This is a genomic window from Carboxylicivirga linearis (assembly GCF_018271995.1).
Taxonomy (GTDB): domain Bacteria; phylum Bacteroidota; class Bacteroidia; order Bacteroidales; family Marinilabiliaceae; genus Carboxylicivirga; species Carboxylicivirga linearis.
The window spans coordinates 162,079-185,270 of the sequence record NZ_JAGUCO010000006.1 but is presented as its reverse complement, the minus strand read 5'-3'; the positions used below and the strand labels follow the sequence as shown (position 1 = coordinate 185,270).

Here is a 23,192-nt window from a genome sequence, read left to right as displayed (position 1 = left end):
CCCAGTAATTATGTTGCAATCAATGCTAATATTGGTTCATTTGTATAACAATTATTGCGATGTGCATCAAATATTCATCTTCTTATAATTGTTGAGGTTGACACCTACTTTTTTTGCGATCTCATTAAACCCAGGATGGTTATATAACTTTCTGAAATTAGGTTTGATAATCATAAAAGGCAAATCGAGATGTTTGTACTTGTAAGCGAATTCAATATAATCCATTGCTCCTTCTGGGTCATCAACAAACAGATGAACCATGGCTATTATGGAAGGATTAGAGCAATACATTTTTTCGCCGGTGGTTGTTTTATCCAGCCAGAAACGAATGCTTTTTTTAAATGATTCTGTTTGATAGTATTTCACCAGCTCAGTATTGCCAATAATACGATGTAATTCGCTCCACGCTTCTATAGCATTGGTTGTATCTCCCATCATATAGTAAGCATATCCAAGTCCGTCCCAGGCGAATCCGTAGTCGCTGAACATTTTAATAACATCCTGATATTGTTCTATGGCCTCAGAGTAACGTCCCGCTAATACGTATGCATTGGCAACTGTATTTAAAGTTCGTGGATTTAATGGATCTAATTCTTCGGCTTTATGAGCCATTGCAATACACTTATCCAATTCACCTTTTACCAAATAGTAGTAGTAAAGAGCTATGTAACCGGTTGATTTATTAGGATTTAATTTTAAACCTTTTTCAACCATGGTTTTCATACCTTCCCAGTTATAATCGAACTTACCCAATATATTGCCTTTGGTAATGTAGGCTTCAGCCAACGATCCGTCTATTTCAATAGCTTTGTTCAAGGCCTTATCAATGGCAGCTCTCCCGTTTTGCCTGTTTTTAAGCTTTTCATCGTTATTGCGGATAAATTTATTCAGGCTAATATAGCATTCGGCCAATAAACTGTATGCCGGGGCATAACCAGAGTCGATGGCCATTGACTGTTGTAAATAATCAATAGCATCTCTGATAGATTGTGGTTTCTGAGTGAGCCATAAATGGTGAGCTTTTAAATATAGGTCGTAAACGTTCGGATTTACACTGGATGTTTTTTTTGAGTCATCAACAACCAATTCAATTTCATTGGCTATAGCATTTGAAATATCATTAGAAAGATGAATGATGTTGAGCGAACTTTCTTCATATTTATTCGCCCACAGGTGTTTTTCTTCCGGGAATGGTTCAATCAGCTGAACGGTGACACGCATACTATCATCGTTATACACAATGGAACCTTCTAACAATAGATTTACTCCCAGTTGTGCAGCAATATTTGAATAAGGTAAAACCGAATCCTGAAACAGCATGGCTGAACCCCTTGAAATTACACGTAGGTTTTTAATTCTTGATAATTCCAGTATAATTGCATCAGTTAGTCCAACGGCAATGTGTTCACGCTGTTTATTTTCCGATAGATCCAACAGAGGCATTACAGCAATGGAATGCTCGCTGACAGATGCTGCATTTACGGATGTATTGCTATTGTTGCGGATGAGGGATAAGAGCAAAATAACCGATAATACCATCACTGCCGGTATAACTATTTTTAATACCGGTCTTAAGCTTCTTTGAAGCGTTTTTTCAACAGGTACAGCTTGCTCTGTTTTGGTTTTCAGATAATCACTGGGAGCACAACCGTACTGATCGTGAAAGCATTTATTAAAATAAGATGGGCTACTAAAACCAACTTTATAGGCTACTTCTGAGACAGTATAAGTATCTTCTTCAATTAGTTTACAAGCCTCGGCTAAGCGAATATTTCTGATGAGCTGATTGGCCGAATAATTACTGCATGATTTTAACTTACGAAATAGCTGAGAACGACTTAAACCCATTTCACGGGCAAGATTAGCTACTCCAAAAGAATCATCTTCCAGATGAGCAAGTATAATCTCTTTTACTTTTTTCAGAAATTTATCTTCCGGCATGTTTCCCGTCTCCATATCAACCTTACTCAAATTACAACATTTTTATTAAAGATGTAAGGGCTATCTGATATGTAGATTGTTTCTGTATAAATCAATATTTTTTTTTTAAGTAACTGGTTGATCGTATATTTTAATTTGTGAACTTAATGTGGTATATTGACTAATAGTTAGAGATTTAGCAGTGTAAGATAGTTTGTGCTTTTAATCTGAAAAATTATGGAGATATTAGAACTTACTGATAAACCGGATATAAAGCGAAATGTTAGGCTCAGAAAGCGTTTTATATACTTTCGACGACTGCTTAATGAAGTTAAGAAAAAAAATATTCCTGAAGATATTAGTGCTAGAATAAACGAAAGAATCGAAGAGATCAACTTGTTTGCCGGTTCAAACAAAGAACTACAGCGAATAGTAAATAAATCACTGTACTTCATTGTAAAATTGCTGGAACGAAAACTTAAAATTGTACCTCGCAGTTTTTACCGAACTCGATGGCTCATCATGGGGATGATTCTTATTGGAATTCCTCTCGGAGCTATCATCGGTTATGTTATGGGTAAAATGGTTTATCTTGGTTTGGGAATTCCTTCTGGTTTAATTATTGGGTTATTTATTGGTAATCAACTCGATAAAAAAGCGCTGGAAGAAAATCGTCAACTTGATATTGATGTTGAGTTCTGAGCCTAAAAGTTTTAGTGGAAATCAGGTTATTAATCTACAACAATATTATAAACTCCTTTTGTAACTATTTTTCCTGATCTTATTTTGTTTTTTACTTCGATAAAATCTTTGGTTGATCTGCCTTTTTGAATATTAACTTTCTGAAATAAGTAACTGCTGTCTGTTTCATTCTCTAACAGCAGAGCATAACTCAAGTCATCTGCCTGAATAATGGCATCAGTCGGAAGGGCAGCAACTGTATCGGAACTTAAGGTGATTTCTCCTTCCACAAATTGGTTATTGATAAATTTATCAAGATATTCAGGTTCGATGGTAGCATAACATTCAATAGATTTGCTTTCGGAATTTACTGTTCTGCCAACAAGGCTGATTGTTGCTAAGGCTACTTCATCTTTCCCACTGGAATGAAACTCCACTTGTTGCCCCACTTTTATTGACATGATATCTTTTTCAAAAGCGATAATTTGTAAGCGCAACTTTTCTGTATCAACAATAGATGCCATTTCTTCCTGTTGATCGATGTATTCGCCAATAGTTGCCTCCATGTTAGTAATATATCCTTTGATGGGTGATGTAATGGTGTATGAAGTATACAACGATGCCTGGGCAATGCGATTCACATTCAATCCAATATTCTCAAGTTTCATCTTAAGAGCATTATTCTTTGCCAGTTCCGATTCGTACTTACTTTTTGCAGTGATATATTCTTTTTCAGTTCCAATATTTTCATCGTATAACAGATTTACTCTGTTGTAGTCTGCTTTTAACTGACTAAGGCGAGCGTTTGATTCTGCATATTTTTGTTGAAGGTCGATAAACTGATTCCCTCCGATAACAAACAAAGGATCATTTTTTTGTACGGCTTGCCCTAAATTAGCCTTAATTTGCTGAACAATACCTTCAACAGGTAATCCTACTTTAGCCCAACCGTTGGTGTTGGGTTTGATATAACCTGTAAAGTACAGTTTTGAAGGGAAAGTCATAAGCTGAATTTCGCCCAACTCCATCTGTTCAGCTTCGAATTGTTGCTTGCTTATCTCTATCAGATTATTGTTTGTTGATTCTTCTTCTGAAGCTTTATGACTGCATGAAAAAAGGATCAGAAAAGGTAGTATATATAATATTGTTCTCATGGTATTAAAAGTTAGTATAGTATTTCATTTCAAGACTTATTCGGTTATAGTTAAATACATTTTCGAAGTAGCGCATTTGAATATTAATGGCTTCTTCAAAATTATTAGATAGCTCAAAAAAACTGACGCCGCCCAATTGATATGCTTTCATTGCCGTACGCATCATTTCATCAGCCAGAGGTTTTTCAATTTCGTTATAATTGTCAATCAGATTGGCATACCTTTTTTGTTCGGCATTCATTTTCTCCAAATCATTTTTGATCATATCCATTTGATTTGAGAATTGTAACGATTGCGATTGTCCTGTTAATCTGGCTGCCTTAATATTGGCAGAATGATTTCCAAAGAACAGGGGAATGGCCAAACCAACTTCAAAACCCTGGTAGTTTTGAGCATTTTCGTATGCATTTGATCCTATGAAATAGTTGAATGTGATATCTGGCAGCATTTTATTCTTTTCCACCTTCACCAGTGATTCGGCATGTTGATTTTGCAGATCAAACCATTTAAAAAGCAAAAGAGAGTCACTAACTGATGAGGTTGACAAGACTAACTCTGATGATTTAGGGACCGTAAAATCTTCCTTGTAATTCATCACAACCTTTAAGCGTTTGAAGGTATTCTCAATGGATAGGTTAAGGTTATTTTCAGCCACCATCACTCGGTTCTTTTTTGCTTTGATGTTTAGTAAATCCAGTTTGCTGATATCCTTTACTTCAAACCGTCGTTCATTAAACCGTTCCAGCTTTATCAAAACCGAATCCAGTTGCTTGTATATATTCATTTGACTATACAACATTTGAAGCTCGTAATAAAGTAGGGATACTTCTTTTTGTAAGGTGTTTTTTTGAATTAACATTTCCGTTTCGGCAATATCTATTTCAAGCTTTCGCATTTCTCCTTGCGACACATACAAACCGGGAAAATCAATACGTTGCTCAACACCCCAAACTTTTAAAGGATGACCGTTCTCGGCAATATTATTCTCGTCGGTACTGTAGGCAACGGTTGTTTTATCCGGCGAGAAAGCTGTTCTTTTCATTACATTGGCTTTTTCCACTTCCAGTTCGCTGGCTTTTATTTGCTTATTATTATTGACAGCAATTTCAATAATCTGATTAAGATTTAGCTCTTGCTTTTGTGCAAATAACGATGGAGATGAAAGCAACATAAAGCTTATAATAACAGCAGTACCTTTTGATCGGATTACTTTAAACGGAAAGATCTGAATCCTGACTACATTATAAAATATTTCGAATAACAACGGAAGAGCAATCAGAGTCAGCAAGGTAGAGGTAATGAGCCCGCCAATTACCACTGTTGCTAACGGACGCTGCACTTCGGCTCCCGCACCTGTTGATATAGCCATTGGAAGAAAACCCATGGCAGCAGCTCCTGCGGTCAGTAAAACAGGGCGCAATCGGTCTTTGGTTCCTTTTACTATAATACCTCTAATATTTCCACCATTCTTATGTTGAAGCTCCTTCAGGTGTTCGATCAAGACAATACCATTTAATACGGCAATACCAAACAGAGCAATAAAACCAACACCTGCTGAAACACTAAAAGGCATTCCGCGAAGCCATAGTAAGAAAACACCACCTACAGTTGCCAGAGGAATTGCTGTGAAAATCATAATGGCATCTTTCAACGATTTAAAAGCAAAATGGAGGAAGATAAATATTAGTAGCAAAGAAACCGGTACTGCCAGCATCAATCGATTGGTAGCATTTTGCAGGTTTTCGAACTGACCACCGTATTCGATAAAGTTACCCGGGCTTAATTTAATTTTTTGATTGATCAGAACCTGAATATCTTCAATTACCGACTGTAAATCGCGGTTACGCACATTCACCGCCACTACTACTCGTCGACGAGTGTTCTCGCGCGATATCTTTGCCGGACCTTTGGTGTATTCAATGTTGGCTAGTTCTGCGAGTGGAACCTGATGTCCTGATGAGACAGGTACCATCAATTGCCGGATATCTGTAATGTCGGTGCGATTTTGATTTTGCAATCGTACTACCATATCAAATCGCTTTTCACCTTCGAAAACCACGCCTGCAATTTGTCCACCAAATGCCGTTGAAAGGTAGGAGTTAAGGGTTTTAATATCAACACCATAGTAAGCAATCTTATCTCGTTTGTAATCCACTTTTATTTGAGGCAATCCGGTTGTTTTTTCCAGAATTATATCTCCAGCGCCTGGTACATCAGCAATTAGCTTTTTAATCTCATTGGCTTTTTCATTGATATAATCCAGATCTTCGCCATAAATTTTTATGGCTATATCGGAGCGCACACCTGTTATCAACTCATTAAAGCGCATTTCAATAGGTTGGGTAAATTCATATTCAATTCCGGGAATGATAGAAAGCGCTTCTTTGAACTTCTCGGCCAATTCTTCTTTGTTGTCAGCTGCTTTCCAATCTCCTTTTGGTTTTAGCTTGATAATCATATCAATTTCCTCCATCGACATCGGGTCCGTAGGAACTTCGGCAGCACCAATACGCGAAACAATCTGATCCACTTCATCAGGGAATTCCTTTATCAGAATTTGCTCCATTCGAGTGGTAGTTTCCACAGTTTTTGTTAAAGAAGTTCCCGTTTTCAAAACAGGTTGAATAACAAAATCACCTTCATCCAGGGTAGGAACGAATTCACCACCTATACGCGTAAAAATAATACCTGTAGCAATTAAAGACAGGATAGCTAATCCCAGCACAATTCTCTTGTTCCGACAGGCCCATTCAATAGAAGGGGTATAAGCAATATGCAGTTTCTGCATAATCCATTTCGAAATTGTTTTCTTGTTTTCATCAACAGGTTTCAGAAATAAAGAAGATGCTACCGGTAGCCAGGTTAATCCCATTATCATGGCACCAATTATTGCAAAGGAAAATGCCAGTGCCATAGGATGAAACATTTTACCTTCAACGCCTTGTAAAGAAAGAATAGGAATAAAAACGATGAGAATAATAACCTGACCGAAAATAGCTGATTTCATCATTTTAGATGCGCCTTCATTGGCTATCCGATCCATTTGTTTTTGCCGTTCATCATTGTCGGAGCTTTGCTTTGTAAGAAGATTCATCTTCAGAGCAATGTATTCCACAATAATAACAGCGCCATCGATGATAATTCCAAAGTCGAGTGCCCCTAAACTCATAAGGTTGGCATCAATACCAAAAATGTACATCATCGAAATGGTGAAAAATAGGGCCAGCGGAATCATGGAAGCAATCACTAAAGCCGAGCGCCAGTTTCCCAATAAAAGAATAACCGTGAAAAGAACGATGATGGCTCCCAGAATCAGGTTTTCGGCAACAGTGGTTGAGGTTTTTCCAATTAATTCGCCACGTTCCAAAATAGGGTTAATAAATACCCCTTCGGGCAATCCGCTTTGTATTTCTTCCACGCGATTGTGAACGGCCTGAATAACCTCTTTTGAGTTCGCATTTTTCAGCATCATTATCTGACCCAATATGGTTTCTCCTTTGCCGTTGGCCGTAATGGCTCCAAAACGATTGGCATAACCAAATTGAACTTTCGCCACATCTTTTATCAAAACAGGATGACCTGCCTTATTTTTAATCACAATATTCTCAATGTCGGAGATAGATTTGACTTGACCGTCGCCTCGAATAAAGTAACTCTGATTAGTTTTTTCGATGTAAGCACCTCCCGAAATACTGTTGTTTGATTCAAGTGCATTAAAAACTTCCAGTAATGTAAGTTCCATGCTTTTTAGTAACGAAGGATTAACTGCCACCTCATATTGTTTTAGGTAGCCGCCCCAGCTGTTGACTTCAACCACCCCATTAATGCCTGATAAACGTCGTTTTACTATCCAGTCCTGAATTGTTCGCAAATCCATAGGTGTATAGCGATCTTCGAAACCGGGTTTCACATCCAGAATATATTGATAGATCTCACCTAAACCGGTAGAGATAGGCCCCATTTCAGGGGCACCATAAGCTTCGGGTATACTTTCTGAAGCAGTTTTAATTTTTTCTGCAATTAACTGACGAGGCAAATAAGTACCCAGCTTATCTTCGAAGACAACTGTTACCAAAGAAATACCGAATTTTGACACCGAACGGATCTCTTCAACACCCGGAAGGTTGGCCATCTCCATCTCAATAGGTGCGGTTATAAACTGTTCTATTTCCTGAGTAGACAGGTTTCCAGAAGTAGTGATGACCTGAACCTGATTATTGGTAATATCAGGAACAGTACCAACCGGAATTTTATAAACTGAAAACAAGCCAAAGCCAACAACCGTAAGGGTAAAGAGGATGACAATAAGCTTATTTTTAACGCTGAAATCAATGATTTTCTCCAACATCACTTTTGGTTTAGGTTATTTGTATATTAAGTGATTGCCAGGTGTTTAAGGTGTTTAGTCAGTTATCTTTATAACCTATTACATCTATTCAAGACAAGTGGTAATCGCAATAAAGCCTATTTATCAAATAGGTTTAATAATTTATAACAATAGATTTCTACTCTTTGTTTTGAACATCATTACAGGTATGAAATAATGGGGCCTGTGCAGTCTATCTGATGGGTAATGAAACAGAGAAACAGCTGCCTTCATTAACTTTACTACTTACTTCAATATCTCCACCATTGTATTTGATAAAATCGGAAGACAATACCAATCCTAGACCCGATCCTTTTTCGTTTTCTGTTCCAGCTCTACTTGTGTTTTTATCAATTTCAAACAGTTGTTTGATTGTTGTGTCACTCATTCCAATACCATTATCCTCAATTGATAGTATGGCAACTGATTTGTTTTTGGTACTTGAAATAGTTATGTCTCCAGCATTAGGTGTGTATTTAATTGCATTATTAAACAGATTTGAAATAACTACACTGATGGTTCTTTCATCAACAAACACATTTATATCATCATCTAATTTAAGATGTATATTTAGGTTCTTTAGGTTGGCAGCATTTAAATATGGATTGATGCTTTGCTCAACAAGGTTTTTAAGTTGATGCGATTTTTTGTTGATTTTAATACCATTTAATTGTGATGAAGCCCAGTATAGTAAGTTGTTGAGAAACGCCAAAGTTGAGTTGGTTGCTTCCTCCATTATTTTGATTCGGTTTTTGATCTCCTCCTTGCTGTAATCATCCAGATTAAACTTTAGTTCTTCCATTAAACTTACAACAGTGGAGAAGGGGCTTCTTAAATCATGAGCAATGATAGAAAAGAACTTGTTTTTAGAATTATCAGCTTCTTCAAGCCTTTTTAATGCAACATCTAGTTGTTGGTTAATCTCATTCAATTGACGATTTTGTCCCTGAACTTTATCTTTTTCTTTTACAAGATTCGCCTGCAAATAAAACTCATTGAACCGTTTGTTTTCATTAGATACACTTAAAATTATAATACCAATAAAAACAGTTACCAAACCTGATATTTCGGCAAAATGATAAGTATTGAAATGAAGCATAGAATATGCAAGTGTAGCAATGGCTAATACGGCACCTACAACACCAAATAATAAAATTGATTTATAGCCTTTAATAAAAAAATGGGCAGCTATAATAAAGAGTATACATGAGATGATGCCCTTAAAGTTGTGTTCGGGCCCGATCACAACCAAACCAAATCCCATAATTAACAGACCAATACAATGAATATTATTAACAGAAACTACCAGTTGAATATTGTTTCTGAGTTTCGAGATGGTAACTAACAGTATGAGTGTACAGGTTAGGATGCCAGGTAATCGTAATATTGCAAATTCAGGTACTTTCCAAATATAATAATCACCAATAAGATAAAAGATAAATACCAGATACATAAAGGGTATCAGAATCTTATTGTACCTTAATATTGAAAGATGCAGCTCCTTTTTATAGTCATTATAAGCTTCCTCATAATGAATTTCATTAGTTCTGATATTTAATAACCGAAGGAGTTTCATTCGGAATGTATTTGGTGTACAGGTTATTTGTTGTTTCAAAAATGCATACGCAAATGAGGTAACACAACTAAATTAACAATTTTAGTCGATAAATATACAGGTATTTTATGTCTTTATGATTTAGGTTGTTTTGATGAAAAATGATTTGGAATCATTAGAATGCAAAGCCAATATTAATATGTGTGTATAGTTTATCAATATTGGGTGAATACATAAAAGAGAACTCAATAGGCAATGCCGAGAAATAGTAAGCAACACTCACGGCTGCTCCGCTCACGAATGTTGCATCATCAAAACTGTTCTTTTTAAAAGGGTTATCAAAATCAGTTATTCCTATGTTGGCTCTTAACAGGGTATATAATTCACTAACCATCTTGTATTGAGCTCCCAGCCCGAAGGACATTATGGAAGACGTAGTTATCTGGGCATCCTGAAAACCCACAAAATTCAATTGGTTGTTATAAACCTGTTGTATTCCGCCAATAAAGAAACCGTCAAAAACTATATCCTCGCTGTTGGCAATATATCCTGCCTGAATATTTTCAAAAAGACTCCATCGTGATGATAAAGCCTGATAAGCATCATGTTTAAACTTAAATTTCAACAAAGGTTTGGAGATAGTAAATGTTGAATCGCCCGCATTAAAGGCTGATAAATCATATTTGTAATGACGGCTAAAACCTGCACTGATCTTTAATTCTGTGTTTTTACCGCTACGTGGTAGATTTCTTCTGTCGAGCGAATTATGCTTGAAATTAGCATTAACCGAAAAACGCGATAAATTTCCTTTTAGAGTTGTAGCCGAAATAGATGGATTGAAACTGTTGAAAAAATAATTGCCGACAACGCCAATGCTTGATTGTGAATTTAGGAGTTGAAAAAATTCGACATTGATATTATTAAAAATGCCTTTAAACTGGTATAGCTGTTGCGAATCTTCATAAATGGGAATGTTTAAGCGATCGGATTCCATCGATAGTTGCAAACCTCTGTTTAGTTTATCCCCAAATAATTGTCGGTGTAATAACCGAACTCTCCAGTTTTCGCTCAGGCTGGCTTTGGCCAAACTGTACGATTGATTATTAATCAGATTGCGCCAGCTATATCCTACGGTAACGCCTGCATTGGTAAAACTATGGTAGGAGAGTCCTATGTTTAAATGGCTCGATGGATTCTCTTTGGCAATGCATTTCAAAACTCCATGATTCTCTTCTGAGGGCTCAATAACGTAATAAGTATATGCATAGTTAAGACCTGCATAAGCACGTCGGAATTTATCATTCAGATCAGATGCCGAATAGGTTTCACCTTTTTCAACATCCAGAATATGCAAGAGGCTTTCGTCGGAGGTTCGTTGCAGACCGATAACCGAAATACTATCAACTGTTATGGATTTATTTTCAGGTAAACGACCTTCAACCTGGTGAGGAATATTTTCAATAGCATTTAATGAGTCGGCCAGGTGTTTGAAATAAGGATAGTAAATTTCGCCCATTGCATTACCAATTCGCATAATAGTGTCCACATCGGAGAAGCTGCCTGCCGTATACTCGGTTAGCGGAGGTTCGATTAACAGGTTACACAAAGCTTTTTCTTTTACCAGATCGGCAGCATCGCGATAGTTAGTGATTTGATACATTACATCAACAGCCGATTTTAATTCGCTTGCATGTGATAATCCTGCAAAAAGGTTCACGCCAATAACATAATCAGCGCCCATCTCTTTTAGATCGGTAACAGGAAAGTTACGGATAATGCCACCGTCAACAAGTTCGGTATCGTTATACGGAACAGCCGGAAATACGCCAGGGATAGCCATGCTGGCCCTCAAGGCAAAAACCAGTTCTCCTTTATCCAGCACCACAGCATCGCCGGTTGATAAATCGGTGGCGATACACTTAAACGGTATATTAAATTGGCTAAAGTCTTTAACATCTTTTACCGGGAAGAAGATTTCAGAGAACTGCAGCCAAATCTCCTCTGATTCAATTAGTCCTGTGGTTAAAGCCGGTTTACTCCCTTCAAAAGGGATTGTCAATGCTGAATTCTCGTATTCCTGTTTCTCATACAGGTTTACATCGTAGAAAGAGGGCTTACCTGATAATAATTTATCCCAATCGAGCTGACCGGCTATTTCTTCAATTTTTTCGCCCGAATAACCTGCTGCATACATGGCACCAATGATACTTCCCATGCTGGTACCCGTAATATAATCGATTTTTAATCCGGCTTTATCAATGGCTTTCAAAATGCCAATATGTGCCATCCCTTTTGCTCCTCCACCACTCAAACTTAAACCCACTTTAGCGCGTTGTTGAGCGTGAGTAGTAGCAGTGAAGCACAGAAAGAATAATAATATGGACAGATATTTATTCATTAAGGATGAGGTTGATTAATCAAATATACAAACAAGACGGTTGCTATCCTATTGTGAGTTTGTAACAAAAGCAATGTGTTTACTATCGGGCGACCACGATGGAACATTAATGGTTCCCTGACCTCCATAGATATAGGCAATTACCTTAGGTGTACCTCCTTCGTATGGCATTAAACGAATGAGGCAATGTTTGTAAAAAGGATGATCGCCCGGATCGATATCCTTCGGGAAGGAAATAAATACAATCCATTTCATATCAGGACTAACGTGCGGAAACCAATCGTTGTATTCATCATCGGTCAGCTGAATCTGGTTTTTACCGTCGGCATCCATGCGCCATATCTTCATCTTGCCCGACCGGACTGAATTAAAAAAGATATACTGTCCGTCGGGGCTGTATTCTGATCCGTCATCCAATGTTTTGTGATCGGTTAGCTGCTTTTCTTTACCCGTTTTAACATTGACTTCATAAATATCGTACTGACTGTTACGTTCACCTGTAAAAAGCATTTTTTGCTTATCGGGCGACCATCCGTGCAGATAAGAAGCACCCACTCCGTCTTTGGTCACTTTCACCGGAACAGAATCTCCTTTGGCTGGCAGGTAATAAATGCTTGAAGCTTCGTTGTCATCCGCATTATGATGACTGATGCCCAGCAGCTCTCCATCAAAAGACAATACATGATCGTTGTTATTGTTGTTGGCGAAGCCGGTATTTAACGGTTCGATAATATCATCCTCTAGATCATAGGTAAACAGCAATCCTTTTGAATTAAAAATCAGGTTTTTCCCATCGGGCATCCAGTTGGGAGCCTGAATAGAATGCCCCGATTCATACAGAACCTTTCGAAGACCGGTTTCAAAATCCATCACTTCCAGCTTGCTGCCTATGTAATCGCGATAAGGGGTAAAGTCTTTATCGGCAGGTTTGATGATTCGCACATTACGGAACGAAGCAGCTTCGATAACGTCAGGATTGTGTGAGCACATATACAAACCCACATAAACATCGTTATCCAGATTGATATCTTTTATTTGAACAGTAGTAAACTCCTCTCCGAACTTTGCCGTTGACATTATAAAAAGGTTTCCCCGCCTTTCCAACTGAACCACATCAGGAGCCGTATCGGTCGATTGTATTTCTTCGGTTTCGTTACCTGCCTGCCGCCTGAACTGAAGAGAAGTCAGGCCATCGCCATGAATAGCAGCATTCACATGGGCTGAATTACTGTTGAGGTTATTCCGAATGATCCATCCTGTTTTACGATGAGGGTCAACACCATCACCCAAAAAACGCACTTCGGCACGAAGGATAAAATCGCCTTGTAGCGTGGTCCACAGGTAATGAAAATGATCTTGTGTGCTCCACGTGTTTTCGCCCGATCCGCCAACAATATACAACTGACTATCATTACGGTACTTTGCCAGTCCTTTGTTTTTGGTGATACCTATATCGGTGTGATTATCAAATATCCCTGTTTTATTTTGTGCCGACATCAGAGCATAGTTAGTAATCAGGCTTATGGCTATAAGCAGATGGATTGATTTCATTTGGATTCAGAAATAGATTTACTCTAATTTACTGAAATTTATTGAAGTGACAGAAAAGGGAAGTAGATAGATTACTTTTTTGATGATTTCCTTTTATAAATTAAGTCAATTGGTTCGCCATTATTGTCAAAACTATGCACATCAATGATGTAATGACTTAATTTCGAGAAAGTATCATTGGTAAATAACAGTCGCCGTCTTTCCTTTAAAACAGAATAGGATGTATCGTTACGAAATATCAGATTTGTAAAAATATCAATGGAGTCGGTTTGATATGAGGTAAATGAAATGGAATCGAATTGTTTGGGGCAGGATTGATTCCATGTTTCTTCAAAACGAATAATGGATGAATCAGAAATCAATGAGTCGGGTAACCACATCATTTGGCGAGCTATTTCAAGTTCGTTATAATTTATAGAACTGTTTAAACAATCAGCAGCAAGAGGAAACATTCCTTGAGTAGTTCTGTAATCAATTACTTTAGCTATTAAAACTTTATTGCAGGTATCGGATTGTTGATACTTCACGATAGCTGAGAAAATGGGATTAAAAATTGATTTGCACCCAACCAACATAACGGCAAGTATAAATAGAAGTTTTTTCATCGGGTCTTTATTTTATAAGTAGCAAAGAGTTGCGAGTTGATATAAATACTTAGATAATCTTTCTTTTTTGACAGATAATCTATCTCGAAGCGGCAGTTATCATCACTTGCGTTTTTCTTAACAATTTCTCCGTAACCTTGATTATAAAACGAGTAGGATATGTTATCATAAAATTTGATATTCGAGAGATATATTACAATCTTGTTATTCTCAACTTTTATAGTCCCTTTTTCTGGTTGATTTATACTAACCAAACTCCATAAAAAGTAGGAGTTTATTAACGGAAGATCTTTAAAATCCTCACGCGTTTTATCCGTTAAAACCCATTCGGTTTTTCTTGGGAAATGTTTCAAGAAGAACATATCCGGATTTGTAAAGAAATAGTAATCATTAAAACTGGGATAAAAAGTATCCTCTGAAAGATAGCCTGCGGCCCATGTTACATCAAGTAATTGCCATTTATGATCGATATATACAGCATTCCAGGCATGTCTTTCGCCCGATTTACTACCGATATTTTTTAGGCTGGTTTTGGCATATCCACTTATCACTGCACATTCAACACCAGTCAAATCGCATAAATGTTGGTACAAAACAGAATAATCACCACAAATACCTTTTCTCTTTCGATATGTATTATTGGCCACTTTCTGCTCGTATTTAAATCTGTTCTTATATTTAACGTTCTTATTATTCTTTTTTTTCGATTTCAAATAGGAGTGATACTTTTTAACATCATAGCGGATGTGATGAGCTATCCATGTAAAAATTGCCCTTGATTTTTCAGTGTCGGTATCAAAATCGTTTTTGATAAAATGAACTAATTCATCCAATGATGTCTTTCGATCAGGATATTGCAGAACTATACTATCTATTTTATAAAAATCCTGAGCATCAATTGTTAGGTGTATAATTAAGAAGAGTAGAACAAATATGTATTTGATAGGGAGATGTATCATAAAATTAACGGATCAGAGTTCATACTAATTTAATTATCTGAAACATTCTCAGTATTCTATTCCTATTAACCATGCATAGTTTTACCAACTTCCGCCGGCACCTCCACCACTAAAACCACCTCCGCCGAAGCCTCCGCCTCCAAATCCACTAATACCTCCACCAAAACCACTTCCGGAAGCAGCAGTATAGAATACGACATGTGGTATGTAAGAATACGAATTGGTAGTAGGATTATAGGTTGTTTTTATGTTTTTCTTTAGTAATGCATTAATAGCAAATAATGATACGCCAACACCTCCCAGATACTTTTTATTCTTTCTTAATGCAAACTGTTCCATTTCCACAAAGGAATTCAGAAAACTAATTAAAGCATAAACAATTAACGCTATAGCTGTAAGTCCGATAATCAAACCTACCCATCCATAATAAATAAGAATAATAAGATTAGCAATTAATGCGAGAGTACATAAAAGGCCACAAATAAATAAGAAAAATGGATCGATCATTTCCCAAAATAGCTTGTATCTGTTTTGGCCGTTTAATAGGTAGCAGAACATCTGGTTGTCTATCTTATCGGAATATTTAAACAGATTACCTTTTGTTATGGAGTTATATCGAATGATTAACTTCTTAAATTTAGAGTACTTTTTATTATAACGTTCCTCCATTAAGGTCACCTGTTCAATTAGATTCTTTTCGTCATATCCATCCTTTACATAGAAATGCGAGTATTCATCAGAAACCCGTCTATTTTTCAAGTATACTAAATAAAAAGGAGGAAGCAGTAATAGGATGACAAGAAGTGTAATGATTAACTCTTGAGAGAATATACTTTCAATAAATGCTTTACTTTTACTACTTGCAGAGTATGAAGAAATGGTATCAATCGCTTCGTCAAGGCCTTCATAAAAATAACCTTGTTTTAAATTCGGAATCAGATCTGAGTTAACTATTTGTTGTGCCTTATTATTGGTTATAGTACTTTCTAATCCGGTTCCAACGGCAATATAAACTTCGCCTTTTTCATTGGAGTATTTAGGCTTAATCATTATTAAAATACCATTGTCTTTATATTTTTGACCAACACCCCATTGGTTGGCCAGTTTATGTGTAAAGGCCGAAGGTCTCATTCCTTCAAGATTCTTTACTGTAACAATGGCAATTTGCATTGATGTGTTGTACTCAACTTCTTTAACCTTGTTTTCCAGCAGTTCGATTTGATGCTCCTTTAGGAGGTTGGCATAATCATTTATAAAGCGGTCAGGTGTTGGTTTGTCAAATATGGAGTTAGCAGAAGCTACATTAAATGATAAAAACAGGAGAACTGAAAGAAAAAGCTTAGTTGTTATAGAATGAGATTTCATCGGATAATTCGTTTACATCGTTTTTTTCAATAGGGAAGAACTCAATTAATTTATCGCCAATTTTATTTATGGCTTGAATTATTCCGATATCAAACTCTCCGTTTTTGAAGTGATTGAGAATATCAGCTATCTCATTTTGCCAATAATCATCTGGTGAAACCTCATTAATTCCCTTATCGCCAATAATAGCTACTTTTTTATCCTCCAAAGCAAGGTATATTAACACTCCGTTTCTTCGTTCGGTTTCATGCATTTGCAATACATGAAAAACTTCAGTAGCCCGGTCTAGCAGTTCTGCCTCACAATGATTCTCGATATGAACTCTTATTTCACCGCTGGTTTTTAATTCAGAATTATGTATGGCATTTTGAATAGCCATTTTTTGCTGCTGATTGAAGAATTTTGCAGGATTCATGAATGTATGAGTAATAGGTTAAGTTGATAATTAATCAGTATAAATCTATCTAACATAAATCGATTTTCCAAGTTCGAAAGCAAAATTTCATAATTTAATAGGTGAGGTCAGCTAAAAAAAAGCTAACAGCAAGTAGCCATTAGCTATCAGCGGTTTTATTCATTCGGGCTTTGAGCTTTGGACTTGGTACTAAACACCACTTCATTCTTTTTACCTTGATTAATAATGACCAGATATTGGTACTGATCATCTTCTTTCTGATTGTTTTTTACTTTTAGCTCAATGGTTTTGCGTTCGTATGGTTTCAGAGCTGGTATGTTGCCTGCAGCTACTTCAATCATATTTTCGCCATCAGATAGATATACCTGAATTTTTGCTTTGTCTGAGGGCGACTGACCGAAATTCTCTACATCTACGGTCATTCCTGATACGCTGTAAATAGGTTTACGAGCCGATAAAGAAGCTTCCATATAATCCACGCCCGGTAATCGGCCGTATCCGAACAACAAGTTGCCTTGCTTGTCTTTACCCAATAGTTTTCCTGCAAAGTTATCATTGGTAAAGCCGTTACCCTCGCCATCAAAAGTTAGGATAGCACCACCTTCAACAGCTTGAATATTTTTAAGTTGACAGCCTTTGCCCACATCAATCATTTCAGGAGCTCCAAAACGTAGCGATTCAATATCCATATCGGTATTCGGATCAAATCCTTCTTCAGTCTGGATGAGCACATTTATTTCTTTTGTTTTAGCGGTGATTGGTTTTTTATTTAGGACTGTCAACAACTTACCGATGGTTAAAGGAATAGAAATCAATTTTGAGCTGTGATTATCGTTGGGAAGATCCATGTATTTTAAGGTGTCGATCACCGCGAAATTAGCTTGTGTTGCTCTTCCATATGAGTCCTGCATTACTTTGATGCGTTCATACTTAAACCAGTCTTCACGGGTACCGTCGGCATAATGAGCAATGCCCGGCAGATATGCTTCGCCCGAGTCCACTTTCCAATGGATGCCATCTTTCGAGCGCAGATACCAGGCAATACGTCCCAGCCAGTCGTTTACAATCAGGTGATACTGTACGTTGGTTTTCCAAATCAATGGATCTTCAAAACGACCGTCAACCGGAGGGTATACTCTTGAGTCAGTAATCTGCTTCCATGCCGAAATACCGTCTTCACTCATCCAAACACCGCCGCCGCGACAAATCATCAGGAATGAACCGTCTTCGCGTTTGGCAAAAGTAAGGTTCGAAAGCCCCTCGATTATTTCACGATCGCGTGTGTCGAATTCAAATTCTTTGCGCTCCCACGGACCGTTTATATCATCCGAAACGTAATATCCACCAATCACATATATTACATATTTACCACTGTTGGTAATATACCATTCGGGGTTATGACCTTTGCCAATTTCCTGAATAACCTTAAAAGGGCCGTAAGAATTATCAGAAACCGCATGAACCACATCGGAATTTCCCCATTCCATATGACCGTGTGGCGAATTTTCAGCCCAACGGCAAACAAATAAATGATACTTGCCATCAGGTCCCAACCGGGTATTACCTCCCCAATAACTCCACTCATCTTCTTCAATACCATTATTAATATCACGGGGAATCACACAATCGGCACCCCATGTTTTGGTTGTCATACCGCCAAGGTCGGGCATTGGTAGAAAACGATCCATAAAGCGTCCGCCATAAACCAGGTTTTCCCATCCTTCAGGGCGTTCGCGTTCTGTAACCTGGGCATGGGTCAAAGAGGCAAAAAAGATTAATATTGCCGATAAAGAGATATATGATTTATTCATTTAGTTTGGTATTTAAAGATATGTTGCTGTTGAAATGTAAAAATGTTTAATAAAAATCAACTAGCATAGTGTTTCATTAAAAAATGAGAATCTATGAAACATACGAACTACCAATTCTAAACAAATTGAACGGTTTGTAATTATTTGGCAAGAGTCTGAGAAATTAACTGTTTTTTATTCAGCCTCATTAAGGATGATAACTGAATTGAGGTAGTTTTATAGAAAGACCGGGAAGTTGAGAGTTTTACTCGAAAATCACCCGGCCCCAGTTAAGAACTGCAATAGTCAGAAATCAGCACTAATGCAGTCGCGGACTTTTTTGTACCTTTTTTGACTGTAGTAAAAAAGTAAAAGCCTGCCGGCTCGAGGCTATAATTATAGTTTTTTAGGTGTTCTCGTATAGGAAAGGTTTAAATCGTTTTTGAAAAAAGAAAGAAACATCAATAATAAATATACAAATAGCTACTTTTGTATTTCAGCTATGGATGCCATTTTATTGAAAAAGATTAAAGGTTAGAACATTTAATTGCTCTAAATCCTTAAAGAGAAAGAGTATTTACAGACAACTTGAACATAAAACTAATCTATGGCGCGAATAGCTTTTCCATACTTACATCGTCTTCGCATTAAAATGTGGCGCAACCCCGATTTGCTTTATTCTACAAAGGTAACAGTAGCAATGGCTGTTTTGGTCATCCCTCTTGTGGCTTTGGGATATCCTTATTTTGGATCTACCCTGGCATTGGGTGTTGTAGCAGGTGGTTTGGCCGAAACAGATGACCATCCCAAAGGAAGAATCAAGGCTTTATTGTTAACCTGGGGTGGATTCTTAATCACTACTTTTTCGGTTGTTCTGTTACGACCTTATCCTATTATTTTCGGAGTAGGCTTTGTGTTAGCAACTATTACGTTTGTGCTGATAGGAGGGATGAGTGAGCGTTACCGAGGCATTTCTTATGGGGCTATTTTGGTAAGTATTTATGCAATGCTGGGCATGCATTACAGCCCCGAATGGTATTGGGAGCCAATTTTATTAGTTGCAGGTGCGGTTATCTATGGTATTTTTTCGTTGATCTTACTTTATTTTAAACCAACGCGATTGTTAGATGAGCGTTTGGCTCGGGGTTATTTAGCCTTAGCAGATTATCTGGATGCGAAAGCAAAATTGTTTCCCAGTGATGGACAAGAAGAAAATGTAGTAGGAGGGCATTTGGCCATCTTAAATGTTCAGGTGGTTAACTTGCTTGAGAAATGCAAGGAAGTGCTCAATAGTTATGGTGAAGAGGTGAACGATCCTAAAGTTCTGATGCCATATCTGCAAAGGTTTATGTTATTACAAAGTTTGCATGAGAGAGCTGCATCATCACAAGAGCGGTACGAAAAACTAGGCAAGAAAATTGAGTATAAAGAAATTCTGGAAGGGTTTGGTGAGTTGCTGCATCAGCTGGCACATGCCTGTCGTTTAGCCTCAAAAAATTTATTAACAGGTGAGCGATACAATCATCCGGTTTCTATTGGATGGTTAGTAAGTGCATTAGAGTTTGAAATAGATAAAATGGCAGAAGAAGATAAGCAGTTATTGATTCTTCTTTTTCACAACCTTACACGCTCGCATCAATCATTAGAACATTTTAATGAACCGGAAAAAAGTACATCACCACCTCGCCTGCGCCAGGACACTCGTACACTATTTCAGCGTATAAAAGATCAGTTGAGTTTTCAACATCCTCGCTTACGATATGCTATCCGCTTAAGTACTTGTTTTTTGGTTGGGTATATTATTGCCACTTATTTCCAGATTGAAAAAGGAGAGTGGATTGTACTAACAGCTTTGTTTGTCAACCAGCCAACGTATAGCGAAACACGAAAACGTTTATTCCAACGTGTGATGGGAACGATGGCGGGTGTAGTAATTGGAGTGTCGGTTATACAGATTCTACCTACCGATAGCGGTCAGGTGATTATGTTGCTGGCTTCGGCATTTTGGTTTTTCTTTTATCGCCAGGCTAATTATGCTTTTGCAGTGGTTTTTATTACTATTTATGTGCTTTCGAGTAATAATCTTATAACCGATTCGGGTATTGCTGTGATGTTTCCGCGTATGCTTGATACAATTCTTGGTGCTACTTTGGCCATTCTGTCTATTCGTGTTCTGTGGCCCGATTGGCAATATCGTCGACTCCCAGGATTATTATCCAGTGCACTTCGTAAAAATGCAGAGTATTTTTCAACGGTTGTAAAAGCGCATAAACCCAACGAGGGAGTGGATGATTACGATTACCGTGTGGCTCGACGCGAAGCACATAAGGCCGATAATCAGTTAACGCTTTCGTGGCAGAGTATGAGGCTTGAGCCCAGGAAACAACGTTTTATGATGGAGCAGGCTTTTACACTAACTTATTTGAATCATGCATTGGTTTCATATATTTCTGCTTTTGGAGCTCGACGAGATACCGATCCGTTAATTGTTGATGGATATAACGAACTAGCTGTTCAAATTAATGAAGCGCTGAATAGAGCAGCGGATATTATTGAAGGAAAAGAAGATGTTGATAAACATTCGTTAAAAGAGATGTTAATGACGATGCGCGATCGTATTGATGATTTAAATAATGAAAAGAAGCGTCAGCAATTACGCCTGTTTTATAATATTGCCGGTGTTAGTAATAAGCTGCTGAAACAGGCCAGAAGTATGAGTGAGAAGGAGTAGAAATCATTGTCAAAATTAAAAAGGCAAACCTGTTAGTATCTGGGATAAATGCAATGATTCAACACTTACATTTTCGCAATAAAAAACCGAAGCGTAAACTTCGGTTTTGAATATTTGTGGTGTGATATCTTATTTTAATAATCTGTCCATTTTAGCGGCTTCTGCTTTTTGTTCCAGTCGCAGATAACAGTTCTTTAGGTATTTAATATACGACTTATTCTCGGCATCATACTTACGCAAAGTTTCAAAGGTGTCGCGTGCTACGCGGAAGTCAGCTGATACCTTCTTTAAATCGCGTAATAAGTAAGCGTAAGTAGTAGCATTTTTGTTTTTGTTGTATTTAGCCATTTCAGCTTTATAGCGAGCATCAGCTTTTTCGTAATAGTACTTTCCTTTCCATTCCAATGCAGGGATATAATCGGGTTGTTCTTTTACTAATTGATTACAGACTTTAGCTGCTTCTATTTTACTATCAGTATTTTCAAGAGCAGTAATATATTGCATGGTGGCATCGTTACTTAAAGCAATATTACCCTTGTTGGCAACCACTTCTATTACGGCATCGTAACTTTCGGTTTTTGAGTATAGATTGATCAAGCGATCTACTTTGGTTGATTTAAGGTTCTCGTCATCCAATTCAAATTTATTCCATAAATCAATCTCTTGCTGATTGGTTCCTTTGCTTTGTAGCAGAGTGGCAAATTCGTTGATTAATTCACTGCTTTCATTTTTCTCAAGCAATGAATAATAAAGTTTACTGGCTTCTTCCATTTTACCTAATTCACCCGAAACTTGTGCCAGTTTTAGATAAATATTGTCACTTACTTCAGTATCATTATTATTGGCCAGTTCGATGTACTGTTTATAGAGGGTATAAGATTTTTGAAAATCATTGGAGGAAAATGCTTGTTCGGCACCTGATTGAAGTCCTGGTAACTTATTAAGTGGGTTACAGGCAAATAAAAGGGCACTTAAACTCAAAATCAGATATTTCTTCATTCTATGTAATTTTTCGAGTGTTTTAAATATCGTGCTAAGATACAATCAAATGGCGGGATCGACAATGTTTCTGGGATAAAGAGCCCGATCAATACCTGAAAAATAAAAATGTGGATAAAGAATTTGAAATATCAGATTTTGTCCTATTTTTGCATCCGCATTAGCAAAGGCAGTGCTGATAAAAATACAAATTTACGGGTGTAGCTCAGTTGGTAGAGCACTGGTCTCCAAAACCAGGTGTCGGGCGTTCGAGTCGCTCCTCCCGTGCAAGAAGATCCCGATTTACTCGGGATTTTTTATTTGTTGCAATTGAACTTTATTCTTTACAATAAGTTTCTATCTTTATGTAATGTATTGGAGAGGTGACAGAGTGGCCGATTGTGCACGCCTGGAAAGCGTGTGTACCCGTGAGGGTACCGGGGGTTCGAATCCCCCTCTCTCCGCGGATTGTGAGAGGTTAACAGAGATTTGTTAACCTCTTTTTATTGTTACCATGACGTTTCAGTGCTATTGATTTAAATATTAATGCAGTGTATCAGAATCTGGCAGAATTAGAAATAATTTACCAATACCGTCAGAAAATCTATCTACCACTAGTTTTCTATAAACCTAAAAAATACCATCATCTTCTTTTCTTGGTAAATCTACATTTCGGATAATTATAAACTATCTGTATCACCCAACTTTAGTCAATAATATCCCA

General features: G+C 37.3%; 14 protein-coding genes and 2 tRNA genes. 4 read left to right on the top strand and 12 right to left on the bottom strand.

The window, feature by feature from the left end; genetic code table 11:
- Window positions 1-66 precede the first annotated feature (66 nt).
- Window positions 67-1,971: a helix-turn-helix domain-containing protein gene (locus tag KEM10_RS10885; protein ID WP_212216026.1), complete on the bottom strand. Its 1,905-nt coding sequence runs from the start codon at window positions 1,969-1,971 to the stop codon at window positions 67-69.
- Window positions 1,972-2,157: 186 nt separating this feature from the next.
- Between KEM10_RS10885 and KEM10_RS10880 the strand changes: the two genes are divergently transcribed.
- Window positions 2,158-2,622: a hypothetical protein gene (locus tag KEM10_RS10880; protein ID WP_212216025.1), complete on the top strand. Its 465-nt coding sequence runs from the start codon at window positions 2,158-2,160 to the stop codon at window positions 2,620-2,622.
- Between the two features lie 29 nt (window positions 2,623-2,651).
- On the opposite strand, the gene KEM10_RS10875 is transcribed toward KEM10_RS10880, so the two are convergent.
- The 10 genes from KEM10_RS10875 to KEM10_RS10830 form a co-directional block, all read right to left on the bottom strand.
- Window positions 2,652-3,755, bottom strand: coding sequence for an efflux RND transporter periplasmic adaptor subunit (locus KEM10_RS10875; protein ID WP_212216024.1), 1,104 nt, complete (start codon window positions 3,753-3,755; stop codon window positions 2,652-2,654).
- Window positions 3,756-3,759: 4 nt separating this feature from the next.
- The gene (locus tag KEM10_RS10870; protein WP_212216023.1) at window positions 3,760-8,103 is read right to left on the bottom strand and encodes a CusA/CzcA family heavy metal efflux RND transporter; all 4,344 of its coding nucleotides are present in this window, start codon (window positions 8,101-8,103) and stop codon (window positions 3,760-3,762) included.
- Window positions 8,104-8,314: 211 nt separating this feature from the next.
- Window positions 8,315-9,697, bottom strand: coding sequence for a sensor histidine kinase (locus KEM10_RS10865; RefSeq protein WP_212216022.1), 1,383 nt, complete (start codon window positions 9,695-9,697; stop codon window positions 8,315-8,317).
- A gap of 154 nt (window positions 9,698-9,851) precedes the next feature.
- Window positions 9,852-12,074, bottom strand: a complete 2,223-nt coding sequence (locus KEM10_RS10860) for a patatin-like phospholipase family protein (RefSeq protein ID WP_212216021.1) — start codon at window positions 12,072-12,074, stop codon at window positions 9,852-9,854.
- 48 nt (window positions 12,075-12,122) lie between these two features.
- Window positions 12,123-13,625, bottom strand: a complete 1,503-nt coding sequence (locus KEM10_RS10855) for a TolB family protein (protein ID WP_212216020.1) — start codon at window positions 13,623-13,625, stop codon at window positions 12,123-12,125.
- Between the two features lie 71 nt (window positions 13,626-13,696).
- Window positions 13,697-14,230, bottom strand: a complete 534-nt coding sequence (locus KEM10_RS10850; RefSeq protein ID WP_212216019.1) for a hypothetical protein — start codon at window positions 14,228-14,230, stop codon at window positions 13,697-13,699.
- The gene (locus tag KEM10_RS10845; RefSeq protein ID WP_212216018.1) at window positions 14,227-15,189 is read right to left on the bottom strand and encodes a transglutaminase domain-containing protein; all 963 of its coding nucleotides are present in this window, start codon (window positions 15,187-15,189) and stop codon (window positions 14,227-14,229) included. Before KEM10_RS10845 ends, KEM10_RS10850 begins: the two co-directional genes overlap by 4 nt.
- A gap of 81 nt (window positions 15,190-15,270) precedes the next feature.
- Window positions 15,271-16,554: a TPM domain-containing protein gene (locus tag KEM10_RS10840; RefSeq protein ID WP_212216017.1), complete on the bottom strand. Its 1,284-nt coding sequence runs from the start codon at window positions 16,552-16,554 to the stop codon at window positions 15,271-15,273.
- Window positions 16,529-16,969: a TPM domain-containing protein gene (locus KEM10_RS10835; RefSeq protein WP_212216016.1), complete on the bottom strand. Its 441-nt coding sequence runs from the start codon at window positions 16,967-16,969 to the stop codon at window positions 16,529-16,531. Before KEM10_RS10835 ends, KEM10_RS10840 begins: the two co-directional genes overlap by 26 nt.
- Window positions 16,970-17,124: 155 nt before the next feature.
- Window positions 17,125-18,780: a glycoside hydrolase family protein gene (locus KEM10_RS10830; RefSeq protein WP_212216015.1), complete on the bottom strand. Its 1,656-nt coding sequence runs from the start codon at window positions 18,778-18,780 to the stop codon at window positions 17,125-17,127.
- Window positions 18,781-19,366: 586 nt separating this feature from the next.
- On the opposite strand from KEM10_RS10830, the gene yccS reads away from it, so the two are divergent.
- Window positions 19,367-21,490 (top strand): YccS family putative transporter, encoded by a 2,124-nt coding sequence (yccS, locus tag KEM10_RS10825; RefSeq protein ID WP_212216014.1) that lies wholly within the window; start codon window positions 19,367-19,369, stop codon window positions 21,488-21,490.
- A 129-nt stretch (window positions 21,491-21,619) separates the two neighbouring features.
- Here yccS and KEM10_RS10820 read toward each other — a convergent pair whose 3' ends face one another.
- Window positions 21,620-22,489 carry a tetratricopeptide repeat protein gene (locus tag KEM10_RS10820; protein WP_212216013.1) on the bottom strand — a complete coding sequence of 290 codons (870 nt, stop codon included), beginning with the start codon at window positions 22,487-22,489 and terminating at the stop codon, window positions 21,620-21,622.
- A 194-nt stretch (window positions 22,490-22,683) separates the two neighbouring features.
- On the opposite strand from KEM10_RS10820, the gene KEM10_RS10815 reads away from it, so the two are divergent.
- Window positions 22,684-22,756: transfer RNA gene (locus KEM10_RS10815), tRNA-Trp, on the top strand.
- 89 nt (window positions 22,757-22,845) lie between these two features.
- Window positions 22,846-22,932 (top strand) — tRNA-Ser (locus tag KEM10_RS10810).
- Window positions 22,933-23,192 lie beyond the last annotated feature (260 nt).

Excerpts from the sequence above, each read along its gene's own strand:
- KEM10_RS10880 (WP_212216025.1), top strand. The coding sequence starts at position 2,158 with ATGGAGATATTAGAACTTACTGATAAACCGGATATAAAGCGAAATGTT.
- KEM10_RS10875 (WP_212216024.1), bottom strand. The coding sequence starts at position 3,755 with ATGAGAACAATATTATATATACTACCTTTTCTGATCCTTTTTTCATGC.
- KEM10_RS10870 (WP_212216023.1), bottom strand. The coding sequence starts at position 8,103 with ATGTTGGAGAAAATCATTGATTTCAGCGTTAAAAATAAGCTTATTGTC.
- KEM10_RS10865 (WP_212216022.1), bottom strand. The coding sequence starts at position 9,697 with ATGAAACTCCTTCGGTTATTAAATATCAGAACTAATGAAATTCATTAT.
- KEM10_RS10860 (WP_212216021.1), bottom strand. The coding sequence starts at position 12,074 with ATGAATAAATATCTGTCCATATTATTATTCTTTCTGTGCTTCACTGCT.
- KEM10_RS10855 (WP_212216020.1), bottom strand. The coding sequence starts at position 13,625 with ATGAAATCAATCCATCTGCTTATAGCCATAAGCCTGATTACTAACTAT.
- KEM10_RS10850 (WP_212216019.1), bottom strand. The coding sequence starts at position 14,230 with ATGAAAAAACTTCTATTTATACTTGCCGTTATGTTGGTTGGGTGCAAA.
- KEM10_RS10845 (WP_212216018.1), bottom strand. The coding sequence starts at position 15,189 with ATGATACATCTCCCTATCAAATACATATTTGTTCTACTCTTCTTAATT.
- KEM10_RS10840 (WP_212216017.1), bottom strand. The coding sequence starts at position 16,554 with ATGAAATCTCATTCTATAACAACTAAGCTTTTTCTTTCAGTTCTCCTG.
- KEM10_RS10835 (WP_212216016.1), bottom strand. The coding sequence starts at position 16,969 with ATGAATCCTGCAAAATTCTTCAATCAGCAGCAAAAAATGGCTATTCAA.
- KEM10_RS10830 (WP_212216015.1), bottom strand. The coding sequence starts at position 18,780 with ATGAATAAATCATATATCTCTTTATCGGCAATATTAATCTTTTTTGCC.
- yccS (WP_212216014.1), top strand. The coding sequence starts at position 19,367 with ATGGCGCGAATAGCTTTTCCATACTTACATCGTCTTCGCATTAAAATG.
- KEM10_RS10820 (WP_212216013.1), bottom strand. The coding sequence starts at position 22,489 with ATGAAGAAATATCTGATTTTGAGTTTAAGTGCCCTTTTATTTGCCTGT.